Annotated in this window: 22 protein-coding genes, 1 tRNA gene and 1 riboswitch; of the genes, 6 read left to right on the top strand and 17 right to left on the bottom strand. The window is 70.0% G+C overall.

The window, feature by feature from the left end:
- The first annotated feature begins 131 nt into the window (after positions 1-131).
- The 3 genes from AS594_RS20720 to AS594_RS20710 all read left to right on the top strand — a co-directional run bounded on the left by AS594_RS20720 (position 132) and on the right by AS594_RS20710 (position 3,786).
- Positions 132-1,130 (top strand): SGNH/GDSL hydrolase family protein, encoded by a 999-nt coding sequence (locus AS594_RS20720; protein ID WP_069932378.1) that lies wholly within the window; start codon positions 132-134, stop codon positions 1,128-1,130.
- A 302-nt stretch (positions 1,131-1,432) separates the two neighbouring features.
- Positions 1,433-2,653, top strand: coding sequence for an acetyl-CoA C-acetyltransferase (locus AS594_RS20715; RefSeq protein WP_069928458.1), 1,221 nt, complete (start codon positions 1,433-1,435; stop codon positions 2,651-2,653).
- A gap of 287 nt (positions 2,654-2,940) precedes the next feature.
- The gene (locus AS594_RS20710) at positions 2,941-3,786 is read left to right on the top strand and encodes a hypothetical protein (protein WP_206281749.1); all 846 of its coding nucleotides are present in this window, start codon (positions 2,941-2,943) and stop codon (positions 3,784-3,786) included.
- Between the two features lie 5 nt (positions 3,787-3,791).
- Here the strand turns inward: AS594_RS20710 and AS594_RS20705 are convergent, their stop codons facing one another.
- Complete coding sequence (locus AS594_RS20705) at positions 3,792-4,175, bottom strand: hypothetical protein (protein WP_069935211.1); 384 nt, start codon at positions 4,173-4,175, stop codon at positions 3,792-3,794.
- Between the two features lie 100 nt (positions 4,176-4,275).
- On the opposite strand from AS594_RS20705, the gene AS594_RS20700 reads away from it, so the two are divergent.
- Positions 4,276-4,506: a DUF4287 domain-containing protein gene (locus AS594_RS20700; RefSeq protein WP_069928456.1), complete on the top strand. Its 231-nt coding sequence runs from the start codon at positions 4,276-4,278 to the stop codon at positions 4,504-4,506.
- A 94-nt stretch (positions 4,507-4,600) separates the two neighbouring features.
- On the opposite strand, the gene AS594_RS20695 is transcribed toward AS594_RS20700, so the two are convergent.
- Positions 4,601-5,473, bottom strand: a complete 873-nt coding sequence (locus AS594_RS20695) for a Bax inhibitor-1/YccA family protein (protein WP_069928455.1) — start codon at positions 5,471-5,473, stop codon at positions 4,601-4,603.
- A gap of 103 nt (positions 5,474-5,576) precedes the next feature.
- Positions 5,577-5,658, bottom strand: a tRNA-Leu gene (locus tag AS594_RS20690).
- 392 nt (positions 5,659-6,050) lie between these two features.
- Between AS594_RS20690 and AS594_RS20685 the strand changes: the two genes are divergently transcribed.
- Together AS594_RS20685 and AS594_RS20680 are read left to right on the top strand one after the other, a co-directional pair.
- A complete protein-coding gene (locus tag AS594_RS20685; protein ID WP_069928454.1) occupies positions 6,051-6,827 on the top strand; it encodes an ABC transporter ATP-binding protein in 777 nt (258 codons plus the stop codon).
- 57 nt (positions 6,828-6,884) lie between these two features.
- Complete coding sequence (locus AS594_RS20680) at positions 6,885-9,413, top strand: ABC transporter permease (protein WP_069935210.1); 2,529 nt, start codon at positions 6,885-6,887, stop codon at positions 9,411-9,413.
- 65 nt (positions 9,414-9,478) lie between these two features.
- Here the strand turns inward: AS594_RS20680 and AS594_RS20675 are convergent, their stop codons facing one another.
- From AS594_RS20675 to AS594_RS20610, 14 genes are all read right to left on the bottom strand, one after another.
- The gene (locus AS594_RS20675) at positions 9,479-10,663 is read right to left on the bottom strand and encodes a phospholipase D-like domain-containing protein (RefSeq protein ID WP_240509060.1); all 1,185 of its coding nucleotides are present in this window, start codon (positions 10,661-10,663) and stop codon (positions 9,479-9,481) included.
- A gap of 205 nt (positions 10,664-10,868) precedes the next feature.
- Complete coding sequence (locus tag AS594_RS20670) at positions 10,869-12,197, bottom strand: SAM-dependent methyltransferase (RefSeq protein ID WP_069935208.1); 1,329 nt, start codon at positions 12,195-12,197, stop codon at positions 10,869-10,871.
- Positions 12,198-12,493: 296 nt separating this feature from the next.
- Complete coding sequence (locus tag AS594_RS20665) at positions 12,494-13,888, bottom strand: NAD(P)/FAD-dependent oxidoreductase (RefSeq protein ID WP_069928450.1); 1,395 nt, start codon at positions 13,886-13,888, stop codon at positions 12,494-12,496.
- A 347-nt stretch (positions 13,889-14,235) separates the two neighbouring features.
- Positions 14,236-15,183 carry a Ppx/GppA phosphatase family protein gene (locus tag AS594_RS20660; RefSeq protein WP_069935207.1) on the bottom strand — a complete coding sequence of 316 codons (948 nt, stop codon included), beginning with the start codon at positions 15,181-15,183 and terminating at the stop codon, positions 14,236-14,238.
- Complete coding sequence (locus AS594_RS20655) at positions 15,180-15,737, bottom strand: DUF501 domain-containing protein (protein ID WP_069935206.1); 558 nt, start codon at positions 15,735-15,737, stop codon at positions 15,180-15,182. Before AS594_RS20655 ends, AS594_RS20660 begins: the two co-directional genes overlap by 4 nt.
- 52 nt (positions 15,738-15,789) lie before the next feature.
- Positions 15,790-16,269 carry an FtsB family cell division protein gene (locus tag AS594_RS20650; protein ID WP_069928447.1) on the bottom strand — a complete coding sequence of 160 codons (480 nt, stop codon included), beginning with the start codon at positions 16,267-16,269 and terminating at the stop codon, positions 15,790-15,792.
- Between the two features lie 113 nt (positions 16,270-16,382).
- Positions 16,383-17,669, bottom strand: a complete 1,287-nt coding sequence (gene eno / locus AS594_RS20645; protein ID WP_069928446.1) for a phosphopyruvate hydratase — start codon at positions 17,667-17,669, stop codon at positions 16,383-16,385.
- A gap of 253 nt (positions 17,670-17,922) precedes the next feature.
- A complete protein-coding gene (locus AS594_RS20640) occupies positions 17,923-18,627 on the bottom strand; it encodes a LysM peptidoglycan-binding domain-containing protein (protein ID WP_069932383.1) in 705 nt (234 codons plus the stop codon).
- Positions 18,628-18,630: 3 nt separating this feature from the next.
- Positions 18,631-18,803, bottom strand: a riboswitch (cyclic di-AMP (ydaO/yuaA leader).
- A 277-nt stretch (positions 18,804-19,080) separates the two neighbouring features.
- Positions 19,081-20,052: a LysM peptidoglycan-binding domain-containing protein gene (locus AS594_RS20635; RefSeq protein WP_069928444.1), complete on the bottom strand. Its 972-nt coding sequence runs from the start codon at positions 20,050-20,052 to the stop codon at positions 19,081-19,083.
- Positions 20,053-20,164: 112 nt separating this feature from the next.
- Entirely contained in the window at positions 20,165-21,418 is a 1,254-nt protein-coding gene (locus tag AS594_RS20630) for a cytochrome P450 family protein (protein WP_069935205.1), read from the bottom strand.
- Positions 21,419-21,488: 70 nt separating this feature from the next.
- On the bottom strand, positions 21,489-22,481 hold the full coding sequence (locus tag AS594_RS20625) for a nucleoside triphosphate pyrophosphohydrolase (RefSeq protein WP_069935204.1): 993 nt from the start codon (positions 22,479-22,481) through the stop codon (positions 21,489-21,491).
- Between the two features lie 46 nt (positions 22,482-22,527).
- Positions 22,528-23,187, bottom strand: a complete 660-nt coding sequence (locus AS594_RS20620) for a SurA N-terminal domain-containing protein (protein WP_069928441.1) — start codon at positions 23,185-23,187, stop codon at positions 22,528-22,530.
- A gap of 71 nt (positions 23,188-23,258) precedes the next feature.
- Positions 23,259-23,708: a GtrA family protein gene (locus AS594_RS20615; RefSeq protein ID WP_069928440.1), complete on the bottom strand. Its 450-nt coding sequence runs from the start codon at positions 23,706-23,708 to the stop codon at positions 23,259-23,261.
- Positions 23,705-24,676, bottom strand: a complete 972-nt coding sequence (locus tag AS594_RS20610) for a glycosyltransferase family 2 protein (RefSeq protein WP_069935203.1) — start codon at positions 24,674-24,676, stop codon at positions 23,705-23,707. The genes AS594_RS20615 and AS594_RS20610 overlap by 4 nt, the downstream gene beginning before the upstream one ends.
- Positions 24,677-24,748 lie beyond the last annotated feature (72 nt).

The following is a 24,748-nucleotide window of genomic DNA, read 5'->3' as shown; positions in this document are numbered from 1 at the left end:
AGCGTAAAGGGCTGACGACGGCGCGTTCACCTTCGGACGAGATTGAAGAGCGCCCACTACCGGGCAGTAAGCACTTGAGCGCGAGACTTCAAGGCCCGGAGGAGGTGGCTGCGACTGTGTCGAGGGCAAGGGTGGCACGGCGAATCGCCGCTGGCGCGGCATATGGAGGGGGCGGGATCGGTCTGGTCGGCGCGGCGGCGGTGGGGATCTTCCTTGCCGAGGTGCAGCTGGCCAAGCGGTCCGTGGGCGACGGGCGGGCGCCGGTCCCACCCCTGGCGGACGGGCTGTACGGAATGCCCCTGGCCGGGTACCCGATGGACGCCCCGCTGCGGCTCGCCATGCTCGGCGACTCGACGGCGGCGGGGCAGGGCGTACGCCGGGCCGGGCAGACCCCCGGGGCGCTCCTCGCGTCCGGTCTCGCGGCGGTGGCGGAGCGTCCGGTCGTACTGCGCAACGTGGCGCTGCCCGGGGCGCAGTCGGACGACCTGGAGCGGCAGGTCACGGTCGTACTGGCGGACCGGGAGCGACTGCCCGACGTCTGCGTGATCATGATCGGCGCGAACGACGTCACGCACCGGATGCCCCCCACGCAGTCGGTCCGTTACCTCGCTGCGGCGGTACGCCGCCTGCGTACGGCCGGGGCGGAGGTGGTCGTCGGCACCTGTCCCGACCTGGGCACGATCGAGCCGGTCTACCAGCCGCTGCGGTGGCTGGCCCGGCGCGTCTCGCGGCAGCTGGCGGCGGCGCAGACGATCGGCACGGTGGAGCAGGGAGGACGCACGGTGTCGCTGGGCGACCTGCTGGGGCCGGAGTTCCTGGCGAACCCCCGCGAGCTGTTCGGGCCGGACAACTACCACCCCTCGGCGGAGGGGTACGCGACGGCGGCGATGGCCGTGCTGCCGACGCTGTGCGCGGCGCTGGGGCTGTGGCCGGAGTCGGACCGGCTGGACGCGTCGCGGGACGAGGACATGCTGCCGGTCGCCAAGGCGGCGGCGGAGGCGGCTTCGGCCGCAGGTACGGAGGTCACGGGCGCCCGGGCGCCCTGGGCCCTGCTGAAGCACCGCCGGCGCCGGCGCCTGCCGGCCGCGACGGAACCGGCTCACCAGTCGGAGCCGCGCCGGGCGCTGTGAGGGCGCGGCGACGCGTGGGATGCGGGTGCGGTGGGATACGGGTGCGAGGTGCGGGGTGCGGTGGGATGCGGGTGCCGCTGCGCCGGGCTTTCCCCGAGCCGCCGTCCCGATTGGGGCTCCGCCCCGGACCCCGGTCCTCCAACGACGGACAGGCTGAAGCAACCCGGCACTCACCCCCCGACTGAGCGGGCGCTTAGAAAAGAGGCCCGCATCACAGCACCAGGTCGGTGACCGCAGCCGTACGTACGGGTAACTTCCCACTCAGCCGTGCCCATCCGCCTTCTCGCCCTCATGGAGCCGTCATGCCCGAAGCCGTGATCGTTTCCACCGCCCGTTCGCCCATCGGCCGCGCCTTCAAGGGCTCGCTGAAGGACCTGCGGCCCGACGACCTGACCGCCACCATCGTGCAGGCCGCCCTCGCCAAGGTGCCCGAGCTCGACCCCCGTGACATCGACGACCTCATGCTGGGCTGCGGCCTCCCGGGCGGCGAGCAGGGACACAACCTGGGCCGCATCGTCGCCGTCCAGATGGGCATGGACCACCTCCCCGGCTGCACCGTCACCCGGTACTGTTCCTCCTCGCTCCAGACCTCCCGCATGGCGCTGCACGCCATCAAGGCCGGCGAGGGCGACGTCTTCATCTCCGCCGGTGTCGAGATGGTGTCCCGCTCCGTCAAGGGCAATTCGGACAGCCTCCCGGACACCCACAACCCGCTGTTCGCCGAGGCGGAGGCCCGTACCGCCGCCGTCGCGCAGAGCGAGGGCGCGGACTGGCACGACCCGCGCGAGGACGGCCTCGTCCCCGACGCGTACATCGCGATGGGGCAGACCGCCGAGAACCTCGCCCGCCTCAAGGGCATCTCCCGCGCCGAGATGGACGAGTTCGGCGTACGGTCGCAGAACCTCGCCGAGCAGGCCATCAAGAACGGCTTCTGGGAGCGCGAGATCACCCCGGTCACGACCCCCGACGGGACCGTCGTGTCGCAGGACGACGGGCCGCGCGCCGGTGTCACCCTCGAAGGCGTCCAGGGCCTCAAGCCCGTCTTCCGCCCCGACGGCCGCGTCACCGCCGCGAACTGCTGCCCGCTGAACGACGGCGCCGCCGCCCTCGTCATCATGAGCGACACCAAGGCCCGTGAGCTGGGGCTGACGCCGCTGGCGCGGATCGTTTCGACCGGCGTCTCCGGCCTCTCGCCCGAGATCATGGGTTACGGCCCCGTCGAGGCCAGCAAGCAGGCGCTCAAGCGCGCCGGGCTGACCATCGGCGACATCGACCTCGCCGAGATCAACGAGGCGTTCGCCGCCCAGGTGATCCCGTCGTACCAGGACCTCGGTCTGGACCTGGACAAGCTGAACGTCAACGGTGGCGCCATCGCCGTCGGCCACCCCTTCGGCATGACGGGCGCCCGCATCACCGGCACGCTGATCAACAGCCTCCAGTTCCACGACAAGCAGTTCGGCCTGGAGACGATGTGCGTCGGTGGCGGCCAGGGCATGGCCATGGTCATCGAGCGCCTCAGCTGACCCTGCCGCACCACTGACCCCGCCCCGGGAGCCCCGGTCGCCTCCCCCGGCGCACCTGGTGCGTGAGCCGGTGCGTAACCCGGTTCGTGACCCAATCTCCCCCAGGATGTGATCTATCTCCTGGGGGAGAGGCATATCCCCAGGTCAACGATGGTTGCGGGCTGAACCACCAGACAAAAGACCTGTCCATTTCGTGACGTAATGCACTGACAGACGGCGCGCACTCCCCTCAAGCTGATGTAGGAAGTCGGGGGATCGATGAAACCGGGAGTAAGTCAGTGAGCGCCATGCCTCTTGCCCTGTTGCTGACCACAGCCGCCGCCACGGCCGTGGGCGCCGCTGCCCTGCACGCGGTCCACGGACTGCGCAAGCAGGTCCACGCCCTGCGCACCGAGCTGACGGCCGCCGCCGCGCTCGGCCGTTCCGGGGCCGCCGTCCCCCAGCAGACCCGCGCCGCGGAAGCGGACGGGATACGGGCCGCGGTGGCCGAAGCCCTCGCCGAGGAGCGGGAGCGCGAGCTCGCCGAGGCGCGTGCCTTCTGGGCCGCACAGGAAGCGCGTGACGCCGCCGACGCCCCGTCGCTGCTGGGTGGTCTGACCGGTCTCGGCGACGAGACGCCGCCGTTCTTCGTCCCGCGGCAGGCGGACTTCACGGGCCTGGAGTCGCTCGACGCGTACGAGGCGCTCGAAGCCCTCGACGGCGCCGACGCCCTGGAGGCCCTCGACGACTTGGAGCCGGCCGACGCGTTCCCCGAGGACTCCCCCGAGCTGGCCGCCGCGCGCCGCCGCCACCCCTCGCACCCCGACTTCGTACCGGTCCAGACACCGGTCGTGGCCGACCACGAGCGCACCGTGACCCGCCTGGAAGAGCTGGCGGCCGCCCGCACCGCGCTCGCCGACGTACGCCCGGGCCCCCTCGGCACCCTCGACGTCTACGTCTTCACGGACGGTACGACGCTCTGCATGACCCCCGGCCACCGCGAGACCGCCGAGCGCCTCGCCGAGTCGCTTCGCGGCGGCGATTCCCCGGTCCTGCTCGGCGGCTCCGGCATCTCCGGTGCGTACGCCCTGACCTTCTCCTGCGGTGAGGAAAGCGTCTACATCCTCGCCGACCGCGTCATCGCGTCGATCTAGCCCCGTCAGACCCCGGCGCGCGCCGCCGCCGCCTTCACCAGACGCACGGCCTCGTCCAGACCGGTCTCCAGACCGGTCTCCGCGGACGGGGCCGTTTCCCGTTCCCGCTCCGCTTGCCGCTCTCGTACGGGTGTGCACGACGTTTCCAGCGCCTTCGCCAAATCATGACCCGCCACCGCCAGTTGGTCGGCCACCGCGAACGCACCCGCGTCAGGCATGATCCGCGGCTCCCGTCCAGGCTCCTCGATCCGCTGGGCCCGTACGGACAATTCCCTGGCCAGAGCCAGTCCTTCGGCGGCGGCGCCGCGCTGGAGGCGGCTCTGCGGGGCGGCGCGCAGCCGGTCGGCGAATCGGTCCACGGCGGCCGTCAGGGGCGTTGTATCGAGCACGCCGCGACCCTACGCGCCCGTCCGGGACTGTTGCCAACGGGCGAACACTCAGGCACGGTGACATGAAGGAGCACTCGCGCAATGCGTCCGGAGGCGCCGAATGTCCCAAGTCTTCTCCGAAGAGACCCACCAGAACCTGCTCTCCCGAATCCCCCAGTGCACCGGTCGTGAAGTCTCCGACTGGTTGCGCACCGTCGATGACGGCCCCGCCCTCTTCCGTTTCGAGGAGAAGGTGAGCTGGCTTCGGAGCGAACACAATCTCGCCTACGGCCATGCGAAGGCGATCATCCACGAGTACGACCTGAGGCGCGCCGCCCGGCGATTGCTCTAGCCCCCGGCCCGCGTCGGCCGTCGACATGCGGAAGGGCCCGCCCGGCGATTGCCGGACGGGCCCTTCCGCATGTGCTCGCGGCACTCAGGGGCGACTAGTCGTCGCCGCTGAGGATGGAGACCAGTCGCAGCATCTCCAGGTAGATCCACACCAGGGTCAGGGTGAGGCCGAAGGCCGCCATCCACGACTCCTCGCGGGGAGCGCCGTACGCCACGCCGTCCTCGACCTGCTTGAAGTCCATGGCGAGGAAGAACGCGCCGAGCAGCACACCGACGACACCGAAGAGGATGCCCATTCCGCCGCTGCGGAAGCCGAGGCCGTCACCGCCGGCGAACACCATGAACAGCAGGTTCACGGAGGTCAGGACGATGAAGCTGATCGCGGCGATCATCAGGTAGCGCGTGAAGCGCTGGGTGACGCGGATGATCCGGGTCTTGTACAGGAAGAGCATGGTGACGAAGACCGCCATCGTGCCCAGCACCGCCTGCATGGCCGCGCCCTCGGCCACGTACGTGTTCACGTAGTTGCTGAGTGCGCCGAGGAAGATGCCCTCGAAGGCCGCGTACGCCAGGATCATCGCGGGGACGGGCTTGCTCTTGAAGGACTGGACCAGCCCGAGCACCATCGCCACGAGAGCGGCGCCGATGGCCAGGCCGAGGCTGAGGTCCATCACCCATGCCACGGTGGCGCCGGCGATCACGAGGCCGAGCGTCATGCCCGTCCGCGCGACGACGTCGTCCATCGTCATCACGTTGCCGCGTACGGGCGCCTGCGGGGCGCCGTACTGCGTGTCCTGCTGGGCGTAAGGGTTGGTCGCGTACGGGTTCGCGGGGGCGCCCTGGGCGTACGGGTTGCCCTGCGCCGTACCGACGGCGGGGCCCCCGGCCTGCGGTGCCGCGGTGAAGCCCGCGGTGCCGTTGTCGCGGCTGAAGCCCCGTCGCGAGAAGACCGGGTTGCTGCTCCTCATCTCACTCCTCCATGGCCACCCTGCGTGGCCTTGGAGTCAAGAGTAATGGGAAAGCAAAAGGAACACCCTAGTGCCAGGGGAGGATCTTTCTGAGACCGTGACGTGCCCGGAGCCGGACTCGAACCGGCACGCCCCGAGGGGCAGCGAGGTTTAAGCTCGCCGTGTCTGCATTCCACCATCCGGGCAAGGTGCGCGGCTCCGCAATTAGCGGGTCAGAGCCTATCCGGACGCTTCCCCCGAACAGCGGAACCCCCGGCCGATGTTGTCTTATTTTATTGGCGCCTGAGGGTGTGTCAGCGTGCGTAATGGGCTGTCGGCACATGCCCGGCGCGGTGGACGCGTCCGAAGGGCCGCCTGCGGGAAAGGCGGAAACTCGACTGTGCGTGGCCTCTTCGTGACTCAGGGGACGGGCCCGGGGAGGGTCTCAGGGGCGGCGTCATACCAAAGGAGGACCGCCGTGTCCGGCGATGCGACTCAAGAGGGCCACCCGAACGGGCACGAGGGCTGATCCGCGGGCGCCGATCGGACGGGACGATGAAGGGGTCCCTTTACACGTCCCCGACAGGAGTGCCCTCTCGTGACCACCACCCCCACCGCCACCGCCCACCGCGCCACCGCGGTGGCCGCACGCGCCACGGAGCTTTCGAAGGTCTACGGGCAGGGCGAGACCCAGGTGGTCGCCCTGGACCGGGTCACGGTCGACTTCCGGCAGGGCGAGTTCACGGCGATCATGGGTCCGTCCGGCTCCGGCAAGTCGACGCTGATGCACTGCGTGGCCGGTCTGGACTCCTTCAGCTCCGGCTCCGTACGGATCGGTGAGACCGAGCTGGGCACCCTTAAGGACAAGCAGCTCACGCAGCTGCGCCGGGACAAGATCGGCTTCATCTTCCAGGCGTTCAACCTGCTGCCCACGCTGACCGCCGCCGAGAACATCACGCTGCCGATGGACATCGCCGGCCGCAAGCCCGACCAGGAGTGGCTGAAGACGGTCATCGACATGGTGGGCCTGTCCGACCGGCTCAGCCACCGCCCCGCGCAGCTCTCCGGCGGCCAGCAGCAGCGCGTCGCCGTGGCCCGCGCGCTGGCGAGCAGGCCGGAGATCATGTTCGGCGACGAGCCGACCGGAAACCTGGACTCGCGCTCGGGCGCCGAGGTCCTGGGCTTCCTGCGGAACTCGGTGCGCGAGCTGGGCCAGACCGTCGTCATGGTGACGCACGATCCGTCGGCCGCCTCGTACGCGGACCGCGTGATCTTCCTGGCGGACGGGCGGATCGTGGACGAGATGCTGAGCCCGACCGCGGACGGTGTCCTCGACCGGATGAAGGAGTTCGACTCCAAGGGCCGCACCAGCTGACCCGCGAGAGCTCGCTCCCCTCCGGCCGCCGCTTCCACCACCAGGACTGACAGAAACATGTTCCGTACCGCCCTGCGCAATGTGCTCGCGCACAAGGCCAGGCTGCTGATGACCGTGCTCGCCGTAATGCTCGGCGTGGCCTTCGTGTCCGGCACCCTGGTCTTCACCGACACCCTCTCCAACGCCTACAGCAACCAGTCCGCCAAGAGCTACAAGGACGTCGCCGTCGCGGTCACCACGTACCCCGACATGGAGAACAGCAAGAAGGAACAGGGGATAGACGCCCGGACCCTGAAGAAGATCCAGGGCCTGGACGGCGTCGCCTCCGCCACCGGCCGGGTTTCCGGCTTCGCCGGGGTCGCCGACCCCGACGGCAAGTTGATCGGCAACGGCTGGTCGAACACCGGAGCGAACTTCGAGCCGGGCGCGAACGGCAAGGACCCGGCGTACGACTTCACCGACGGCTCCGGCCCCGCGAAGGCCGGTGAGATCGCTCTCGACAAGGCCACCGCCGACAAGGGCGAGTACCGGACGGGTGACACCGTGCGGGTCGCGACCAACGGCCCGGTGAAGGAGTACACCCTCTCCGGCGTCTTCACCACCGAGGACGGCCAGGTCAACGCCGGCGGCTCGCTGGTGCTCTTCGAGACCCCTGCCGCCCAGAAGCTCTACCTGACGCCCGGCCACTTCAAGGACGTCACGATCGCCGCCGCCTCCGGCACGTCCGAGCAGAAGCTGCTCGACGCGGTGAAGCCGCTGCTGCCCAAGGAGGCCGAGGCCCAGACGGGCAGGGAGCTCGCCGACGACCAGGCGAAGATGATCGAGGAGGGTCTGAGCACCCTCAACCAGGTACTGCTCGGCTTCGCCGCGATAGCGCTCTTCGTCGGCGTCTTCCTGATCTCCAACACCTTCACCATGCTGGTCGCCCAGCGCACCAAGGAACTGGCGCTGATGCGCGCGGTCGGCGCCTCGCGCCGCCAGGTCAAGCGCTCCGTACTGCTCGAAGCCATGGTGGTCGGCGCGATCGCCTCCGTGGTCGGCTTCGCCCTCGGACTCGGCCTCGCGACCGGGCTGCGCTCCGCGATGTCCATGTTCGGCGCGAAGATGCCGGCCGGTCCGCTGATCGTCTCGCCCACCGCGGTCGCCGCCGCCTTCGCGGTCGGCGTCCTGGTCACCATGCTCGCCGCGTGGCTGCCCGCCCGCCGGGCCGCGAAGATCCCGCCGGTGGCGGCGATGAGCAGCGTGCACGCCGTGGCGACCACCAAGTCGCTCGTCGTACGCAACTCCATCGGCGGCTTCATCACGCTGCTGGGCGCCGCCGGCATCCTCGCCGGCGCGGCGGCCGGCAAGGACGGCCGGATGCTCATCGGGGCCGGCGCGTTCTTCGCGCTGATCGGCATCATCGTGCTGATCCCGCTGCTGTCCCGCCCGGTCATCGCGCTCGTACGGCCGCTGATCAGCAAGCTCTTCGGGGTGTCGGGCACGCTGGCCGGCCAGAACGCGGTCCGCAACCCGCGGCGCACCGGAGCCACCGCGTCGGCGCTGGCCATCGGCCTCACTCTGGTCACCGGGCTGTCCGTGCTGGGCGTCACGATGGGCCGGGCCGTGGACAAGATGACCACGGACAACATCAAGGCCGACTACATGTTCACGATGGCCGGCGGCGGTTCGCTGGACACGTCGGCGCTCAGCGCGCTGGAGAAGGCGCCGGGCGTGTCCGCGGTCTCGCCGCAGACGGCCGCCGACTTCGACCTCAAGGGCGAGTGGGCCGCCGCCTCCGGCGTCACGCCGGGCGACATCGAGCGGGTCATCAACGTCACGCCGGTCGCCGGCTCGCTGGACTCGCTCGCCGAGGGCGCGATAGCGGTCGACGACAAGACGGCGAAGAGCCGCGGCTTCAAGGTCGGCGACAGCGTGCCGGTGAAGTGGGCCGACGGCAAGAAGGGGAAGCTGAAGGTCGGCGCGACGTACAAGGGCAACGAGTTCCTCTCGCCGGTCCTCATCGACCAGAAGACCGTCACCGAACACCAGGCCAAGCCGTACATCCGCGAGATCTGGGTGAAGACGGACGGCGGCGCGAGCGAGGCGAACGAGAAGGCGCTCGTGGACGCGCTGGGGCAGAACCCGGCGATCAGCGTGATGGACCAGCAGGACATCCGCAACCAGTTCGGCGGCATGATCAACACGATGCTGAACATCATGTACGGCCTGCTGGGCATGGCCCTGCTGATCGCGGTGCTCGGTGTCATCAACACCCTGGCGATGTCCGTCTTCGAGCGTCAGCAGGAGATCGGCATGCTGCGCGCGATCGGCCTCGACCGGCGCAGGGTCAAGACCATGATCCGGCTGGAGGCCGTGGTCATCTCGCTCTTCGGCGCGGTGATCGGTGTCGGCCTCGGTACGTTCCTGGGCTGGGCCATCGGCCAGACGGTCAGGGACCAGGTGCCGGGTTACGCACTGGTCCTGCCGTGGGACCGGATCGGCGTCTTCCTGCTGCTGGCGGCGGTCGTCGGCGTGCTGGCCGCGATGTGGCCGGCCCGCAGCGCGGCGAGGCTGAACATGCTCGACGCGATCAAGGCCGAGTAGGCGGCGGTACGCATGCGGGCGTGCCGAAGGGCCGGTCCCACCGGGGGCCGGCCCTTCGGCGTGGGTCAGGAGCCCTTGCAGTAGCTCATCAGCCGGGTGTGGCTCGTCTTGTACTGGCCGAAGAGGGTCGCGTTGTCGATCTTCAGCAGCGTCTCGTCGTTGGACCGCAGCGCGGGATACGTGTAGTTGTGGCTGCCGGTGAACACGAGCCTGCGGCCCGCGGCGCCGGCGTACGTGCCCTCGACCAGCAGGTACTTGGAGTGCAGACCGGCCCGCGGCAGCCCGGACCCCCGGTCCTCGTAGCACCGCACGCGCTCGGTGAGACCGCCGGACACGGCCCGTTCGACCGACGCGCTCATCGAGCGTGGCGCCCCGTCGTGGGCCAGGCGTACCGAACAGCCCGCGTTCTTCAGCGACACGAGCTTCTTGGCGACCTCGTCGCGCGTGAACAGGTTCGCCGCCATCCGGACCTGGGTGCCGCCCGCACAGCCGACGTTGTCCAGGATGAGCTTGACGGTGTCGGTCCGGGCGTCGTTGTTGTGCCCGGCGCCCTGCCGTTCCCGGCGCGGGAAGAAGTAGGTCTTGTACCCGCCGCTCGACGGCGTCCGGTAGTAGTGGCTCAGCCCGCCGGACGACGACCCGTACTTCAGCAGATCGGCGAAGTACGCCCGGTAGATGTCGTAGAGCCCGGCGCCGACGATCGTCACCGCGTTGTTGAAGAGGTTCGTGCGCTGGGTGTGGGTCATGTTGGCCGAGGTCTGCACCACCACGGGGTCCGACCCTCCCACCGAGGAGAAGAGGAAGAACTTGTTGTGGTTGATCGGGCCGTCCGCGTCGCCGGGGAGCGTCCGCGTCCCGACACAGCCGCGCCCCGCCGGACAGGCCAGTACCCACGACGGCCTGGTCCGGTCGGTGCCGAGGCCGGCGGCCAGCGTGTCGTACTCGCCGCCGGTCATCGTGACGGAGGTGCGGTCGAGGATCACCTTGACCGAAACGCCGCGACGCTTCGCGGCCACGAGCGCGTCGGCGACGGTGTCGTCGGTGAAGGTGTACATCGACACGGTGATCGAGGTGCCCGCGGCGGCCCGGTTCACCAGGCCGGTGATGTGGTCGCGGATCCGGCTCTGCTCCGCCGCGGTTCCCGCGGGGTGGTTGAAGGTGGCGCCCGTCGCGACGGCCGCCGCGGCCGCCGGCCGGCTTCGCGGCTGCGCCGGGGAGGCTGCCGGGGCGTTCAGCAGGGCGGTGGTCATGAGAATGGCTGCCAGGACAGGCAGCCACGTCCTTCTGGGGCGAAACAAGTGGATCCCCCTTGCTTCGTGACGCATCCATGACGCTGCGGGCACGCGAAAGGCGGGGCACAGGCCGGTCGGATCCTGTGCTCCCGCCTTGCTCGCCGAGCCCGGAGTGCTGAACGTATCCAGAAGCCAAAGGGGTCAGAAAGTCGCAATCAGGCCGTTATCGGATGGTCGGATTCCACGTACGCGCGCGCAGCGGCATCCCTGACCTGCCGCCCTCCCCCGGCCGTACGGCCAGTACCTGATTGACGCCGATCTTGTTGTGCTCGAAGGAGAGCGCGGAGGCCGCCATGTAGAGCTGCCAGACGCGGGCCCGTCCCCATGAGCTCGCCCGCACGGCCTCTTCCCAGTGGTCCTCCAGATTGGCGACCCACTGGCGCAGCGTCAGGGCGTAGTGCTCACGGATCGACTCGACGTCACGGACCTCGAAGCCGGCCTCCTCCAGCGTTCCCACGGTCCGGCCGACCGGGGCGAGCTCGCCGTCCGGGAAGACGTACGCGTCGATGAACTCGTCCACGTGGTACGCCTCTTCGTTCGGCTCCGGGCGCCGCGCGATCTGGTGGTTGAGCAGCCGCCCGCCGGGCTTGAGCAGGGCGAACAGGTCGTCGGCGTACTGCCGGTACTGGACCGAGCCGACGTGCTCGGCCATCCCGATCGACGAGATGGCGTCGTACGGTCCGTCGCTGACATCGCGGTAGTCCTGCACCCGGATCTCGACGCGGTCGGTCAGGCCCTCGTCGGCGATGCGCTTGCGGGCGTACGCCGCCTGCTCCTTGGAGAGGGTGATGCCGGTGACCTGCGCGCCGTACTCGCGCGCCGCGTGCATCGCCATCGAGCCCCAGCCGCAGCCCACGTCGAGCAGCCGCGTCCCTTCCCGCAGCGCCAGCTTGCGGCTGATCAGGTCCAGCTTGGCGTACTGGGCCTCTTCGAGCGTCATCCCGCCGGGGGACGTGTCGGACTCGGCGGAATCGTCGAAGTACGCGCACGAGTAGACCATCGAGGGGCCCAGTACCAGCCCGTAGAAGGCGTTGCCCACGTCGTAGTGGTGGCTGATCGCCTCCTTGTCGCGTCGCCTGGTGTGCAGCGGGCCCGTGCGGCGTCTGACCTCTTCGGCGGGCGGGGGCGGCGGCGGCCAGGGCCCGGCGAGGGCGATCAGGCCGCGGGCGGCTGCGCGCAGGCGCGGGTCGCGCACCGGGTGGACGGCGGACTTGGTCTCGGCGCCGCGCTCCCAGAGCAGTCCGGCGATACGGTCGAGGGCCTCGTACAGATCGCCCTCGATGTCGAGCTCACCGGCCACCCAGGCACGGGCCAGACCGAGTTCGCCGGGCTTCCACAGCAGTCGGCGCAGCGCGCGACGGCTCTTGATGACGATGGCTGGGGCGTCGGCGGGGCCGGACTCGCTTCCGTCCCAGGCACGGACGCGGACAGGCAGTGGAGTCCCGAGGAGTTCCTCGGCAAGCGTGGTCAGCCGCAGGGCGGCGTCGGCCATGGTGCACACCTCCGTGACAAGTGTTGCCCGGATTACTGAGCGTTCACCCCAGACAACACCGGAGGACACCCGGGAGCATCCCGGTGCCGGGCAAGGGATCAGCAAAGCGAGTGACGACCCCTGCGACTCCGGTGACTCAGGCGGCTCCGGTGACTCAGGCGGCTCCGGCGACTCCAGCGGCCGAACGGACCGCGCCGCGGAAACGCCGAAGGGGCCGCCCGCACCACGGATGGCGGGCGGCCCCTTCGGGCTGCGCATTACTGCCTACTGGCTGCTGCCTGCTGATGGCGGCAGCGTCAGGACGCCTTGGCCTTCTCGCTGCCGGCCGGCGCGCCCGTCTTGGCGGCGGGGGCGGGCGCGGGCTTGGCGGCCTCGTAGAACTCCTCGCGCGGAGTCTCCATGGCGCCGAGCGAGACGACCTCGCGCTTGAGGAACATCGCGAGGGTCCAGTCGGCGACGACGCGGATCTTGCGGTTCCAGGTGGGCACGGCCAGACCGTGGTAGCCACGGTGCATGTACCAGGCGAGACGGCCCTTGAGCTTGATCTTCATCTTGCCCATGACGATCATCGCGACGCCCTTGTGCAGGCCCAGTCCGGCGACCGCACCCTTGTTGGCGTGGCTGTACTCCTTCTGCGGGAAGCCCCGCATGCCGGAGACCACGTTGTCGCCGAGGACCTTGGCCTGGCGCAGCGCGTGCTGGGCGTTCGGCGGGCACCAGGCGTTCTCGACGCCGGCCTTGCGGGCGGCGACGTCCGGGACCTGGGCGTTGTCGCCCGCGGCCCAGATGTAGTCCGAGCCCTGCACCTGGAGGGTCGTCTGGGTGTCCACGTGGCCGCGGGGGCCGAGCGGCAGGCCGTAGCGGGCCAGCGCCGGGTTCGGCTTCACGCCGGCGGTCCACACGATGGTGTTGGAGTCGACCTCGAGGCCGTTGTTCAGCACCACGTGGCCGTCCACGCAGGAGTCCATGCCGGTCTTGAGGTAGACCTCGATGCCACGGCCCTCGAGGTGCTCCTTGCCCCACTTGCCGAGCTCGGGCCCGACCTCGGGGAGGATCTTGTCGGCCACGTCGACGAGCAGGAAGCGCATGTCCTCGCGCTTGACGCTGGTGTAGTACTTGGCCGCGTCGCGGGCCATGTCCTCCACCTCGCCGATGGTCTCGGCGCCGGCGAAGCCGCCACCCACGAAGACGAAGGTCAGCGCCTTGCGGCGGACGTTCTCGTCGGTGGTGGAGTCGGCCTTGTCCAGCTGCTCCAGGACGTGGTTGCGCAGGCCGATGGCCTCCTCCACGCCCTTCATGCCGATGCCCTGCTCGGCCAGGCCGGGGATCGGGAAAGTGCGGGAAACCGCGCCGAGTGCGACGACGAGGTAGTCGAAGGGCAGCTCGTAGGCCTCGCCGACGAGCGGCGCGACCGTGGCGACCTTGCGGTCCTGATCGATGGTCGTGACCCGACCGGTGAGCACCTCGGCCTTGGGCAGAACGCGTCGCAGGGGTACGACGACGTGCCTCGGCGAGATGCTGCCGGCGGCAGCTTCGGGGAGGAAGGGCTGGTACGTCATGTACGAGCGCGGGTCGACGACCGTGACGGTCGCTTCCGCATAACGCATCTTCTTGAGAATGCGTCGTGCTGCGTACAGGCCTACGTACCCACCGCCTACTACGAGGATCCTGGGACGCTCCGTGGTGCTCATGCCATCGAGTATCCACCCCTTGAGGAGGGGTGGCTCGTGAGCCCCTTCACAAGCTCTCTGGACACCTCTGCTACACTCCGCCGCCCACGTGATCCAGGTCATGGCGCACCGGGGGAACCACGGTGTACGACCGGACGTTGAAAACCCCCGGTGAGCTGCGCGCACAGGGGGTTTCAGGGGGTGGACCACCGGCCCGGCGGGGGCCCCGTTCACACCGGCGCAACCCGCGGGAAGCGGTCCGGGATACGAGTGGCACCGCCTAGTTGAGCCTCGGAAGGGCTTCTGGACCCACATTCGTAGGCCGAGAGGCCCCAATTCCTTGTGAAGAACTTCACGAAGTTCCTTCGTCAGGCGATGGACCAAGCGATTCCGTCGAGGATGTCGTGCTCGCTGACCACGACTTCGCGGGCTCCCGTGCGCTCCATGATCTCCAGCAGCACGAGCGCTCCGGCCCCGATCACATCGACCCGGCCGGGGTGCATGACGGGGATCGCGGCCCGCTCGTCGTGGGTCGCGGCGAGCAGGTCGCCGGTGATCTCCCGGACGCGCTCGTACGGGACGCGGGAGTGGTGGATGGCCGCCGAGTCGTACGCCTGGAGGCCGAGCGCGATCGCGCCCACGGTCGTCACCGATCCCGCCAGCCCCACGAGGGTGTGCGCCTCGCGCAGCGGCACCGTCTCCTCGGCGAGGTCGAGCGCGGCGCGGATGTCGTCCCGTATGGCGGCGATCCGGCCGGGGTCGGGCGGGTCGCTGACGACGCCGTCGCGCACGAGGTGGCGCTCGGTCATCCGTACGCAGCCGATGTCGACGGAGCGGGCGGCCCGAACGTGGTCGTCACCGACGACGAACTCGGTGGAGCCGCCACCGATGTCCACGACGAGGTAGGGCCCGGCCAGGTCGTCGCGGCCGGTCAGCTCCTTGGTGGCGCCGGTGAAGGAGAACTCGGCCTCCTGGTCACCGGTGATGACCTCGGGCTCCACGCCCAGGATGTCGAGGACGCCCCGTACGAACTCGTCACGGTTGGCGGCGTCGCGGGAGGCGGACGTGGCGACGAACCTGATCCGCTCGGCGCCGTGCGCCTTGATGGCCCCGGCGTACTCGCGGCAGGCCGCGAACGTGCGCTCCAGCGCCTCGGGGGCCAGGCGGCCGGTGCGGTCGACGTCCTGGCCGAGGCGGACGATCTGCATGCGTCGGTCCATCTCGGCGAGCTCACCGGTCGCGGGGTCCGCGTCGGCGACGAGCAGGCGGATGGAGTTCGTACCGCAGTCGATGGCGGCGACGCGGGTGCGGGTCACTTGGCGTCCTCCTGGGCTGCCCCGTCCGTCGTGTTCGGCACGCACGGTGTCACGCACGGGCCCTTCGCCCACCACTCCGGCAGCAGCGCCAGCGCCTCGTCGCCGAACGGGTTCACGCCGGGGCCGGCCGCCAGCGCGTGGCCGACCAGGACGTGCAGGCACTTCACCCGGTCCGGCATGCCGCCCGCGCTCGGGAAGCCCTGGAGCACCTCGATCGCGTCGCGGCGCCGGATGTAGTCCTCGTGGGCGGCGCGGTAGGCGGCGGCCAGCTCCGGGTCCTCGGAGAGGCGGTCCTGCATCTCCTTCATCAGGCCCGAGCCCTCCAGCGTGCCGATCGCGCCGGACGCGCGCGGGCAGGTGAGGTAGTACAGCGTCGGGAACGGCGTGCCGTCCTCCAGCCGCGGGGCCGTCTCGACCACGTCCGGCTGACCGCAGGGGCAGCGGTGCGCGATGGCGCGCAGCCCGCGCGGCGGGCGGCCCAGCTGCTGCTTGAAGGCGTCGATGTCCGCCTCGGTGGGCTCGGTGCGCGGGGTGGTCGGGGGTGCGGCGTCCATGCGTGCGTTCGTGCCTTCGTGTTCGGTGGCGAGTGGTGAGTGGTGAGGGTGCTTACTGGTTGCCCGTGCGGTCGGCCTTGTCGACGCCGTCCCAGAGGTTCGTGTACCAGGGGCGGTCGGCGGCCCCCTGGTCTTCGCGGCGCCTGTCGCGGGCGCCCGGGTCGTAGACGGTGTAGCCCGTCTCGCCCGGCCGTACGAGGTGGAGGTGCTCACGGGCCAGGCGCTCGATGTACGCGTCGTCCTTGAGCCGGGCCTTCTCGTCGCGCAGCTCCTCGACGCGCCGGCCCGCCTCGCGCATCTTCCGCTGCTGGTCGGCGATCTCGCCGCGCTGCGACACGTACTGCCGCATCGGGTAGGCGAGCGCCACGACCAGGGAGCACACGACGAGGACGAGCAGCGCGGCCCGGCCGGTGAGCCGGGAGCGGTGCGCCTGACGGCGGGTCTGCGAGCGGTAGACACGGGCGGCGGTCTGCTCGCCGAGCAGCCGAAGCCTGGTCGCAGTGGAGAACCGGTCCCGGTCCTTCCCGGCCATGTCTCCGCCTCCCCTTATACGCGCGTACGTCCCCGCACACGGTACGGGACCGGGTGCGGGGACGTACGGAGGCTGGGGTCTTCAACCCTTGCCGCGACGGTTCCTTGCTGCGTCTATCCCTTGAAGCGGGGGAAGGCGCTGCGGCCCGCGTACACGGCCGCGTCGTCGAGGATCTCCTCGATGCGCAGCAGCTGGTTGTACTTGGCGACGCGCTCGGAGCGGGCCGGGGCGCCGGTCTTGATCTGGCCGCAGTTGGTGGCGACGGCGAGGTCGGCGATGGTGACGTCCTCGGTCTCACCGGAGCGGTGCGACATCATGCACTTGAAGCCGTTGCGCTGCGCCAGCTCGACGGCGTCCAGGGTCTCGGTCAGCGAACCGATCTGGTTGACCTTCACGAGCAGCGAGTTGGCGGCGCCTTCCTCGATGCCGCGGGCCAGGCGCTCCGGGTTGGTGACGAAGAGGTCGTCGCCGACGATCTGGACCTTGGTGCCCAGCTTGTCGGTGAGGACCTTCCAGCCGGCCCAGTCGTCCTCGAAGAGCGGGTCCTCGATGGAGACGAGCGGGTACGCCGCGACGAGCTCCTCGTAGTACTCCGTCATCTCGGCGGCCGAGCGGGACTTGCCCTCGAACTCGTACGAGCCGTCCTTGTAGAACTCGGACGCGGCGACGTCGAGCGCGAGCGCGATCTGCTCACCGGGGACGTAACCGGCCTGCTTGATGGCCTCGAGGATGAGGTCGAGCGCGGCGCGGTTGGAGTCCAGGTTCGGGGCGAAGCCGCCCTCGTCGCCGAGGCCGGTGGACAGGCCCTTGGACTTCAGGACGGACTTGAGGGTGTGGTAGACCTCCGTGCCCCAGCGCAGGGCCTCGGAGAACGACTCGGCGCCGATCGGCGCGATCATGAACTCCTGGATGTCGACGTTGGAGTCCGCGTGCGACCCACCGTTGAGGATGTTCATCATCGGAACGGGCAGCAGGTGCGCGTTCGGGCCGCCGAGGTAGCGGAACAGCGGCAGGTCGGACGCCTCGGAGGCGGCGTGCGCGACGGCGAGGGAGACGCCGAGGATGGCGTTGGCGCCGAGGGACGCCTTGTTCTCGGTGGCGTCCAGGTCGAACATGGCCTGGTCGATCAGGCGCTGCTCGGTGGCGTCGTAGCCGACGAGCTCCGGGCCGATCTGCTCGATGACGGCGAGGACGGCCTTCTCGACACCCTTGCCCTGGTAACGGTTCGGGTCACCGTCGCGAAGCTCAATGGCCTCGAACGCTCCGGTGGAGGCACCGGACGGAACAGCAGCACGACCGGTGCTGCCGTCGTCGAGGCCGACCTCGACCTCGACCGTGGGGTTGCCTCGGGAGTCCAGGATTTCCCGGGCTACGACGACGTCGATGGACGGCACGAGCATCTCCTTCTGGGATGTGACGCTAGGGGTGCAGGGTCACTTTCGCCTTGCGGCAAGAGCCTAACCGGCCCGGGGGCGTCGGCGGCCCTTCGCCCGCCCCCTGGGACGAGAAGAGGCCCGAATACCCGCATTGGGGACGTAACTCTTGGACGCCTTGGCGGGGCGACGCGACCTACTGGGCAGTAATGGCGAAACCCCGGCCCGGCGCGTACGGGGGGAACGCGCCGGGCCGGGGTGCTCAGGGGGTGATGGCGGGTCAGCTCAGGTGGAGCTGCTGGCCCACGTAGATGACATCGGCGTCGTCGACGATGTCCTTGTTCAGCTCGAACAGCTTCTCCCAGCCGCCCTTGACCTTCTTCGCCTCGGCGATCTTGCCGAGGGTGTCGCCGGACTTCACCTTGTACTCGCCGTCGCCCTTCTCGAAGGACTTCGGCGCGGCGGGCTTCGCGGCCTCGGCCTTGGGCGCGGAGCGGACCTCACTGCGCGAGGCGGGCTGCTCCGCGGCGCGCGGGGCGGCCTGCTGCTGCGGCTGCTCCTGCTTCTGGCTCTGCGAGGAACCGGAGGTGTCGACGCCCGGGTCGACACCGTCGTTGGTCAGGCCACCGGCGCCTGCGCACGCCCAGGCACCCGGGCCCTGCATGTCGAGAAGCTTCTCGGCGGTGGCGATCTGCTGCGCCTTCGACGCCTTGTCGGCGGTCGGGGCGTACTGCGTGCCGCCGGCGGCGGCCCAGCTGGAAGCGGAGAACTGCAGACCGCCGTAGTAGCCGTTGCCCGTGTTGATGGACCAGTTGCCGCCCGACTCGCACTGGGCGACAGCGTCCCAGGTCTCGACGGAGGCGGCGGAGGCCGACGTCGCGCCCATCAGCGGGACGGCGACAGCGGCACCGGCGACGCCGGCGAGCGCTGCGAAACGAGCGGCCTTGGACGGGCGACGGTGCTTGGCGTTGCTGGAAAACAGCATGCGACATCTCCTCACCGACGCCTACGAGGTGAGCTGTCGGGTTCGGGCCAATGAGTGCCCGGCCGCGCGACTCGCGTCGCGCGCCTTAACCCCAAGCCGGTTTCCGTACGTCTTCCGACGTCCGGCCCCCGGCGCCTACCTGGGTCCCCCGCTCCTGCCTACGGCGCTTTACGCGTCAGTTCCCCCCGGCCGCCGGCAGGATTCGGCGTGACGGTCGACGGGGCCCGCGGTGGCGAGCGGTCCGACCGTAATCACATGAGCCCTTGATGTTCAAAAAGGCTCATCAGGGATATATCGCCCCTGTGCGCCCCTTCCCGCCCCTCATCGGCGCAGGTCAGGAGCGGCGCGGCCGGATTGCCGGGGTCAGGGGGGCGAGTTGAGGCAAAGAGACCCTTGTCTCACTTGCTTCTATGCGGACAAAGTGGCCTTAACCGCCCCCAACTACCCCCGAAATCACCCCAGATCGAGGCTCTGGCCAGGGAGGATGAGGTCGGGGTCGGAGCCGACCGTCTTCTCGTTCGCGGCGTAGAGCGCCGTCCAGCCGCCGCTCAGGTCGTGCGCGTCGGCGATGGCCGAGAGACTGTCGCCGTCGCGGACGGTGTAGCTGCCGTCCTTGGCGCCGACGGCGGCCTTGGTGTCGGCAGGATCACGTGTCGATCCGTCACCTCGCGAGGCGTGGCGGCCCGATTCGCGCTCGATGCCCGATACGCCGGGTACGGCGTCGAAGCTTTCTGGCGCCTCTTCGCCGCGGTGCTTGCCCTTGGGCGCGCCCTCCTGGGTGGCGGGCGGCGCGGGGGACTTGGAGGCCCCGCCCGGCTCCTCGGAGGTACCGGGAGCGCCGGACCCCTTGGACGCCTCGGACGCGGGAGGCGTGGCGGGCTCGGCGGTCTTCGCGGACCCCGACCCCTTCTTGCCCGCGCCGGCGGACGCGTCGGCCTTCGGCGCCGCCGGCTCCGGGCTCTGAGAACCCTCGGGAGCGGCGTCCGACGTGTCGGCCTTGGGCTCGGCGTCCGTACCGGCGCTCGCGCCGTCTGCGGACGCGGCGTCGTCACCCTCCGTCAGGCCGGAGATGAGCGCGCAACTGGGCCACGCCTGGGGGCCCTGCTCCGCGAGCACCTTCTCGGCGACCTGGATCTGCTGGGAGCGGCTGGCGAGGTCGGCGCGCGGCGCGTAGGCCGTACCGCCGAACTTCTGCCAGGTCTCCGGGGAGAACTGGAGTCCGCCGTAGTAGCCGTTGCCGAGGTCGGCGCTCCACATGCCGCCGCTCTCACAATCGGCGACCCGGTCCCAGGTCGTGGCTTCGGCAGCGGACGCGCCGCTCGCGCCGAGCAGCGGGATGGCGATGGCCGATCCGGCGACTCCTGCCGCGACGACGAGAGCCGGAGCCTGACGGGGGCGGCGGTGTCTACCGTTCCCGGAGCGCATGCGGTTGCCTTTCGAGTGACGGCTGAGGTTGACGGTGAACGTAGCGGTACTCGAACGTTTGTCACAAGTCGATGCAGCGCAGATCACGTGAAGGTCTCGAAATGACACAGCGTCACTTTCGCTCCGTACCGAATGTGACGGGTAGGGTGCGCAGTCCGCGCATGATCAGGCCGCCCCGCCACCGCAGATCGTCAGGGTCCGCCGCGAGTCGCAGGTCGGGAAGACGCCGCAGCAGCGTCGCGATCGCCGCCTGCCCTTCGAGCCGGGCCAGCGGGGCGCCGAGGCAGTAGTGGATGCCGTGCCCGTAGCCGAGGTGCTGGTTGTCGCGGCGCGAGAGGTCGAGCGTGTCGGGCTCGCTGAAGCGCTCGGGGTCCCGGTCGGCGGCGGCCAGTACGACGAGCACCGGATCGCCGGCGGCGATGTCCCGGCCGCCGAGGGTCAGCGGCTCGGTGGCGTACCGCCAGGTCGCGAGCTCCACCGGCCCGTCGTAGCGCAGCAGTTCCTCGACGCCGGTGGCGAGCAGCTCCGTATCGCCTTCGGCCAGAGCGCGCTGGAGGCGCTCGCGCTGCTCCGGATGCCGCAGCAGCGCGTACACGCCGTTGCCGATGAGATTGACCGTCGTCTCGAATCCGGCGAACAGCAGGATGAAGGCCATCGCCGCCGCCTCGTTCTCGGTGAGGTGCTCGCCGTGGTCGCTGGCGCGGATGAGTCCCGAGATGAGGTCGTCGCCCGGCTCTTCCCTTTTGCGGTGGATGAGCTCGGCGAGGTAGTTGCGCATCTTCTTGACCGACCGCGCCACTCCCCCGCGCGGCCCGCCGCCGTGCCGGATCATCATGCCGGCCCAGTCGCGGAAGTCGTCCTGGTCCTCGCGCGGTACGCCGAGCAGGTCGCAGATCGCGTAGATGGGGAGCGGGAAGGCGAAGTCATGGATCAGATCCGCCTCGCCCTTCTCCGCGAAGGCGTCGATGAGCTGGTCGGTCAGCTCCTGCACCCGCGGCGCGAACTCGGCCACCGTGCGCGGGGTGAACGCCTTCGACACCAGCCGCCGCAGGCGCGTGTGGTCCGGCGGGTCGATGTTCAGCAGATGTGTCATGAGCTCCGCCTTGCGCTCGCCGGGGATCCCCGTCTTCCCCTTGGCGTGCGCGGAGCCGGCGTGGTGAGCCGGGTCCTTGGACAGCCGCTGGTCGGCGAGCGCCTGCCGCGCGTCGGCGTACCGCGTCACCAGCCACGCCTCGACCCCACTGGGCAGCGACGTCCGGTGCACGGGCGAGTGCTCCCGCAGCCAGGCGTACGCCGGATAGGGATCGGTGGCGAACTCCCAGGTGAAGAGCTCGGGCGCGGGGGCGGGGGACGGCTGCTCGGACATCCTCCGACAGTATCGGCCGCTCGCGGGACCACCGCCCGGCGCCGTAACCGGGCAGGGGCCTTCGGAAGGGTCAGCCGGTGTGGTGCTCCGCCGAGCGGATCGCGTCGCGGTAGGTGCGGGCCGCTGCCCGGAGGGCGGCTTCCGGGTCCACGCCCGCTTCTTCCGCCCGTACGGCCATGGCCAGCAGTTCGTAGCCGATGCCTTCGCCCGTGGGCAGGGGCACGTCGAGGTCCGCGTGGCGGACGCGGGAGGAGAGCTTCGCGGCGAGGGCGAGGCCGGGCTGGCCGAGGGGGACGCCGTCCGTGGCCGACTCGCGCTGCTTCTCGATCGCCTTCGTGCGGAGCCAGTGCGCCTTGACGTCCTCGGGGGTCTCGGCGGTGTCGTCGCCGAAGACGTGCGGGTGGCGGTGGATGAGCTTCTCGACGATCGTGCCGGCCACGTCGTCGATCGAGAAGGGCTCCTCCGGGTCGTCCTGCGCGATGCGCGCGTGGAAGACGACCTGGAGGAGTACGTCGCCGAGCTCCTCGCGCAGCTCCTCGCGGTCGCCGTCCTCGATCGCCTCGACCAGTTCGTACGCCTCCTCGATGCCGTACTTCGCGAGGCCCTTGTGGGTCTGCTGCGAGGACCACGGGCATTCGAGGCGGATGCGGTCCATCACCTGCACCAGGTCCAGGAGGCGCGCGCCCGGCAGGTCGTACGAGCCGGGCAGCAGCTCCAGGTTCGGCATCTGGACCCGGCCCGAACCGGCCAGCCTCGCCAGGCCGTCGGTGAGGGCCTGGTCGCCCTCGCCGGACGGCAGCACGACCACCGTGCGGTCGCCCTCGCAGGCGTCGACCAGCTCCTGGGCGGTCGGAGCCGCGTGCTCGACCGCCACGCCGGCCTCGCGCAGGTACGGCAGCTGCGGGTGGCCCGCGTCGGCGCACAGCACCAGGTCGGCGGCGCGCAGCGTCTGCCACGCGGGCCAGGACAGCAGCCCGGGCGCGACGCGGTGGCTGGCGGTCAGGAGGACGATGCGCCCCGGGGCGGCCGGTGCGGGGGCGGGTGCGGATGCTTCGCTGGTCACCTGTCGAACGTACCTCGCCGGTACGACACCCCGGGGGGCCGGGCGGCTATGCGCCCGCCTCGGGTGCCTGCGGCGCCGCCTCTTCCTTCGTCACCTGGGTGATCCACGGGGTCTTGTAGTCGCCCAGCTGCATCTTCTGGTCGTCCCACGTGCCGTACCGCGGGTTCACGTCGATGTGGAGCGCCTTGGACGCGGCGATGAACGCCTCGTTGACCTTCTGCTGGCCCTCGGGGGTGTTCGTCGCGCCGATCTTCTCCGCCAGCTTGCCCACCAGCACGTCCCTGCGCAGGGCCTCGTCGATCTGGTCCGGGGACACGCCGCGCTGCTGGAGGTACATGGCCGCGAGCTGCTCCTCACCGCCCGCCTGTCCGGCCGCTTCCGCCCGCGCCCGCTGGATCTCCTTGCGGCTGGCGCTCACGCCCGCGTCCTCGGCCGCGCGCTGCACGATCCGGTTCACGATGAGGTCGTAGAGCTTGGCGCGGCCGAGCTGCCCGGTCGAACTGATCATCTGGGCGGCCTGCGGCGATGTCTGCTGGGCCTGGCGTACGTCCTTGACCTGCGCCTGGAGCGCGGAGACCTCGATACGGCCACCGCCGACGACGGCCGCCGCCCCAGGATGCGCCTCGTTGCCGCACGCGGCGAGGAACGGCGCCGCGACCAGGAGCGCGGCGGAGACGGAGAGCGCGGTGCGACGGCGGCGGTGCAAAGGGTGCCTCCCGGCGGTGATCGTGCGGCATAGCAACGAAAGTGCGACGAACGACCTTGCGGTGATCGATGTTAGGCAGTCGGAGTGGTCCGGGCCACTGATTCGCCCAACGATTCGTTCGTGTTCGTGGATGCGCTGTCCCGGGAGTCGGGAGCGGGACCGCCGAGCATGATCATGCGGGAGACGACGAAGGTGATCGGGATCGCCGCGGCGGCCGCGATCAGCGGGGCGTACGTACTGTTCAGCCGCAGGACGTCCACGAGGAGATACACACCGGCTGTGGTAATCACGAAGTTCGCCGCGTTGGTGAGCGGGAAGAGCAGGAACTTCCGCCAGGTGGGGCGCGTGTTGTAGGTGAACCGGCAGTTGAGGAAGAACGAGCCGGTCATGCTGAGGGCGAAGGCCAGGACGTGCGCGCCGACGTACGGCAGCCAGGGCAGCAGCAGCAGGTAGCAGGCGTAGTAGGTCCCGGTGTTCACCACTCCCACCAGGGCGAACCTGACCAGCTGGCGACGGATCATCGGCGTACGAGCTCCCGGCCCCGCAGGTGGGCGGGCGCGACGGGCGCCGGCTCCACATTGGTCGCCTTCACCAGGAAGTGCGGTCGGCGCTTCACCTCGTAATAAATGCGTCCGACGTATTCGCCGATCACGCCGATCATCAGCATCTGCACTCCGGCGAGCGCGGTGACGGCGACGAGCAGGGTGACGAAGCCGGGGGTTTCCACTCCGTTCACGAGGGCGACACCGACAATCCACGTCGAATACGCCATGGCGACGGCAACCAGGAGCAGACCGAGATAGAGGGCGATCCGCAGCGGTTTGTCGTTGAAGGAGATGAGGCCGTCGAGTCCGTAGTTGAGAAGCTTGGAGAAGGTCCATTTCGAACGGCCCTCTTCGCGTACGGCATTCTCGTACTCGAAGGTGACGGTGCTGAATCCCACCCAGGCGAACAGGCCCTTGGAGAAGCGGTTGTACTCGGTGAGTTCCAGTACGGCGTCGACGCTGCGGCGGGACAGCATGCGGAAATCTCCGACGCCGTCGACGAGCTCGACGTCGACCAGGCGGTTGATGAGCCGGTAGTACGCACGGGCGGTAAGCGTACGCGTGACCCGGTCGCCTTTCCTGGTACGGCGGGCAATGACCTGGTCGAAGCCCTGCTCGTGCAGCGCCACCATGCGGCGGACCAGTTCCGGCGGGTGCTGGAGGTCGGCGTCCATGATGACGACCGCGTCGCCGGAGGCGTTGCGCAGACCGGCCAGCATCGCGGCCTCCTTGCCGAAATTTCGGCTGAAGGAGACATAGCGCGCGCGGTGATCGGATTTCGCGATCTCCTGAAGAATCGCGAGCGTGCCGTCCTTGCTTCCGTCGTCGACATAGACCAGTTCGACGGGGTGGCCGAGACTTCCGAGCTCTTCTGTCACGTGCTCGTGGAAGCGGCGGACGATCTCCTCTTCGTTGAAGCACGGGACGACGATCGAGATGAGCACGGCTCTCTCCTCCAGGCAGTCAGCTCAGCGAAGAACAGCCGTCGGAAATGGCGGAGTCCGACTTTCCACATG

Origin of the sequence: Streptomyces agglomeratus, from assembly GCF_001746415.1 — a bacterium.
In the GTDB taxonomy this organism is placed as follows: Bacteria; Actinomycetota; Actinomycetes; order Streptomycetales; family Streptomycetaceae; genus Streptomyces; species Streptomyces agglomeratus.
This window is presented reverse-complemented; position numbering and strand designations above follow the sequence as displayed.

Excerpts from the sequence above, each read along its gene's own strand:
- eno (WP_069928446.1), bottom strand. The coding sequence starts at position 17,669 with ATGCTCGTGCCGTCCATCGACGTCGTCGTAGCCCGGGAAATCCTGGAC.
- AS594_RS20640 (WP_069932383.1), bottom strand. The coding sequence starts at position 18,627 with ATGCTGTTTTCCAGCAACGCCAAGCACCGTCGCCCGTCCAAGGCCGCT.
- AS594_RS20615 (WP_069928440.1), bottom strand. The coding sequence starts at position 23,708 with ATGATCCGTCGCCAGCTGGTCAGGTTCGCCCTGGTGGGAGTGGTGAAC.
- AS594_RS20680 (WP_069935210.1), top strand. The coding sequence starts at position 6,885 with ATGTTCCGTACCGCCCTGCGCAATGTGCTCGCGCACAAGGCCAGGCTG.
- AS594_RS20675 (WP_240509060.1), bottom strand. The coding sequence starts at position 10,663 with ATGACCACCGCCCTGCTGAACGCCCCGGCAGCCTCCCCGGCGCAGCCG.
- AS594_RS20700 (WP_069928456.1), top strand. The coding sequence starts at position 4,276 with ATGTCCCAAGTCTTCTCCGAAGAGACCCACCAGAACCTGCTCTCCCGA.
- AS594_RS20665 (WP_069928450.1), bottom strand. The coding sequence starts at position 13,888 with ATGAGCACCACGGAGCGTCCCAGGATCCTCGTAGTAGGCGGTGGGTAC.
- AS594_RS20635 (WP_069928444.1), bottom strand. The coding sequence starts at position 20,052 with ATGCGCTCCGGGAACGGTAGACACCGCCGCCCCCGTCAGGCTCCGGCT.
- AS594_RS20695 (WP_069928455.1), bottom strand. The coding sequence starts at position 5,473 with ATGAGGAGCAGCAACCCGGTCTTCTCGCGACGGGGCTTCAGCCGCGAC.
- AS594_RS20715 (WP_069928458.1), top strand. The coding sequence starts at position 1,433 with ATGCCCGAAGCCGTGATCGTTTCCACCGCCCGTTCGCCCATCGGCCGC.
- AS594_RS20650 (WP_069928447.1), bottom strand. The coding sequence starts at position 16,269 with ATGGCCGGGAAGGACCGGGACCGGTTCTCCACTGCGACCAGGCTTCGG.
- AS594_RS20655 (WP_069935206.1), bottom strand. The coding sequence starts at position 15,737 with ATGGACGCCGCACCCCCGACCACCCCGCGCACCGAGCCCACCGAGGCG.
- AS594_RS20710 (WP_206281749.1), top strand. The coding sequence starts at position 2,941 with ATGCCTCTTGCCCTGTTGCTGACCACAGCCGCCGCCACGGCCGTGGGC.
- AS594_RS20670 (WP_069935208.1), bottom strand. The coding sequence starts at position 12,197 with ATGGCCGACGCCGCCCTGCGGCTGACCACGCTTGCCGAGGAACTCCTC.
- AS594_RS20630 (WP_069935205.1), bottom strand. The coding sequence starts at position 21,418 with ATGTCCGAGCAGCCGTCCCCCGCCCCCGCGCCCGAGCTCTTCACCTGG.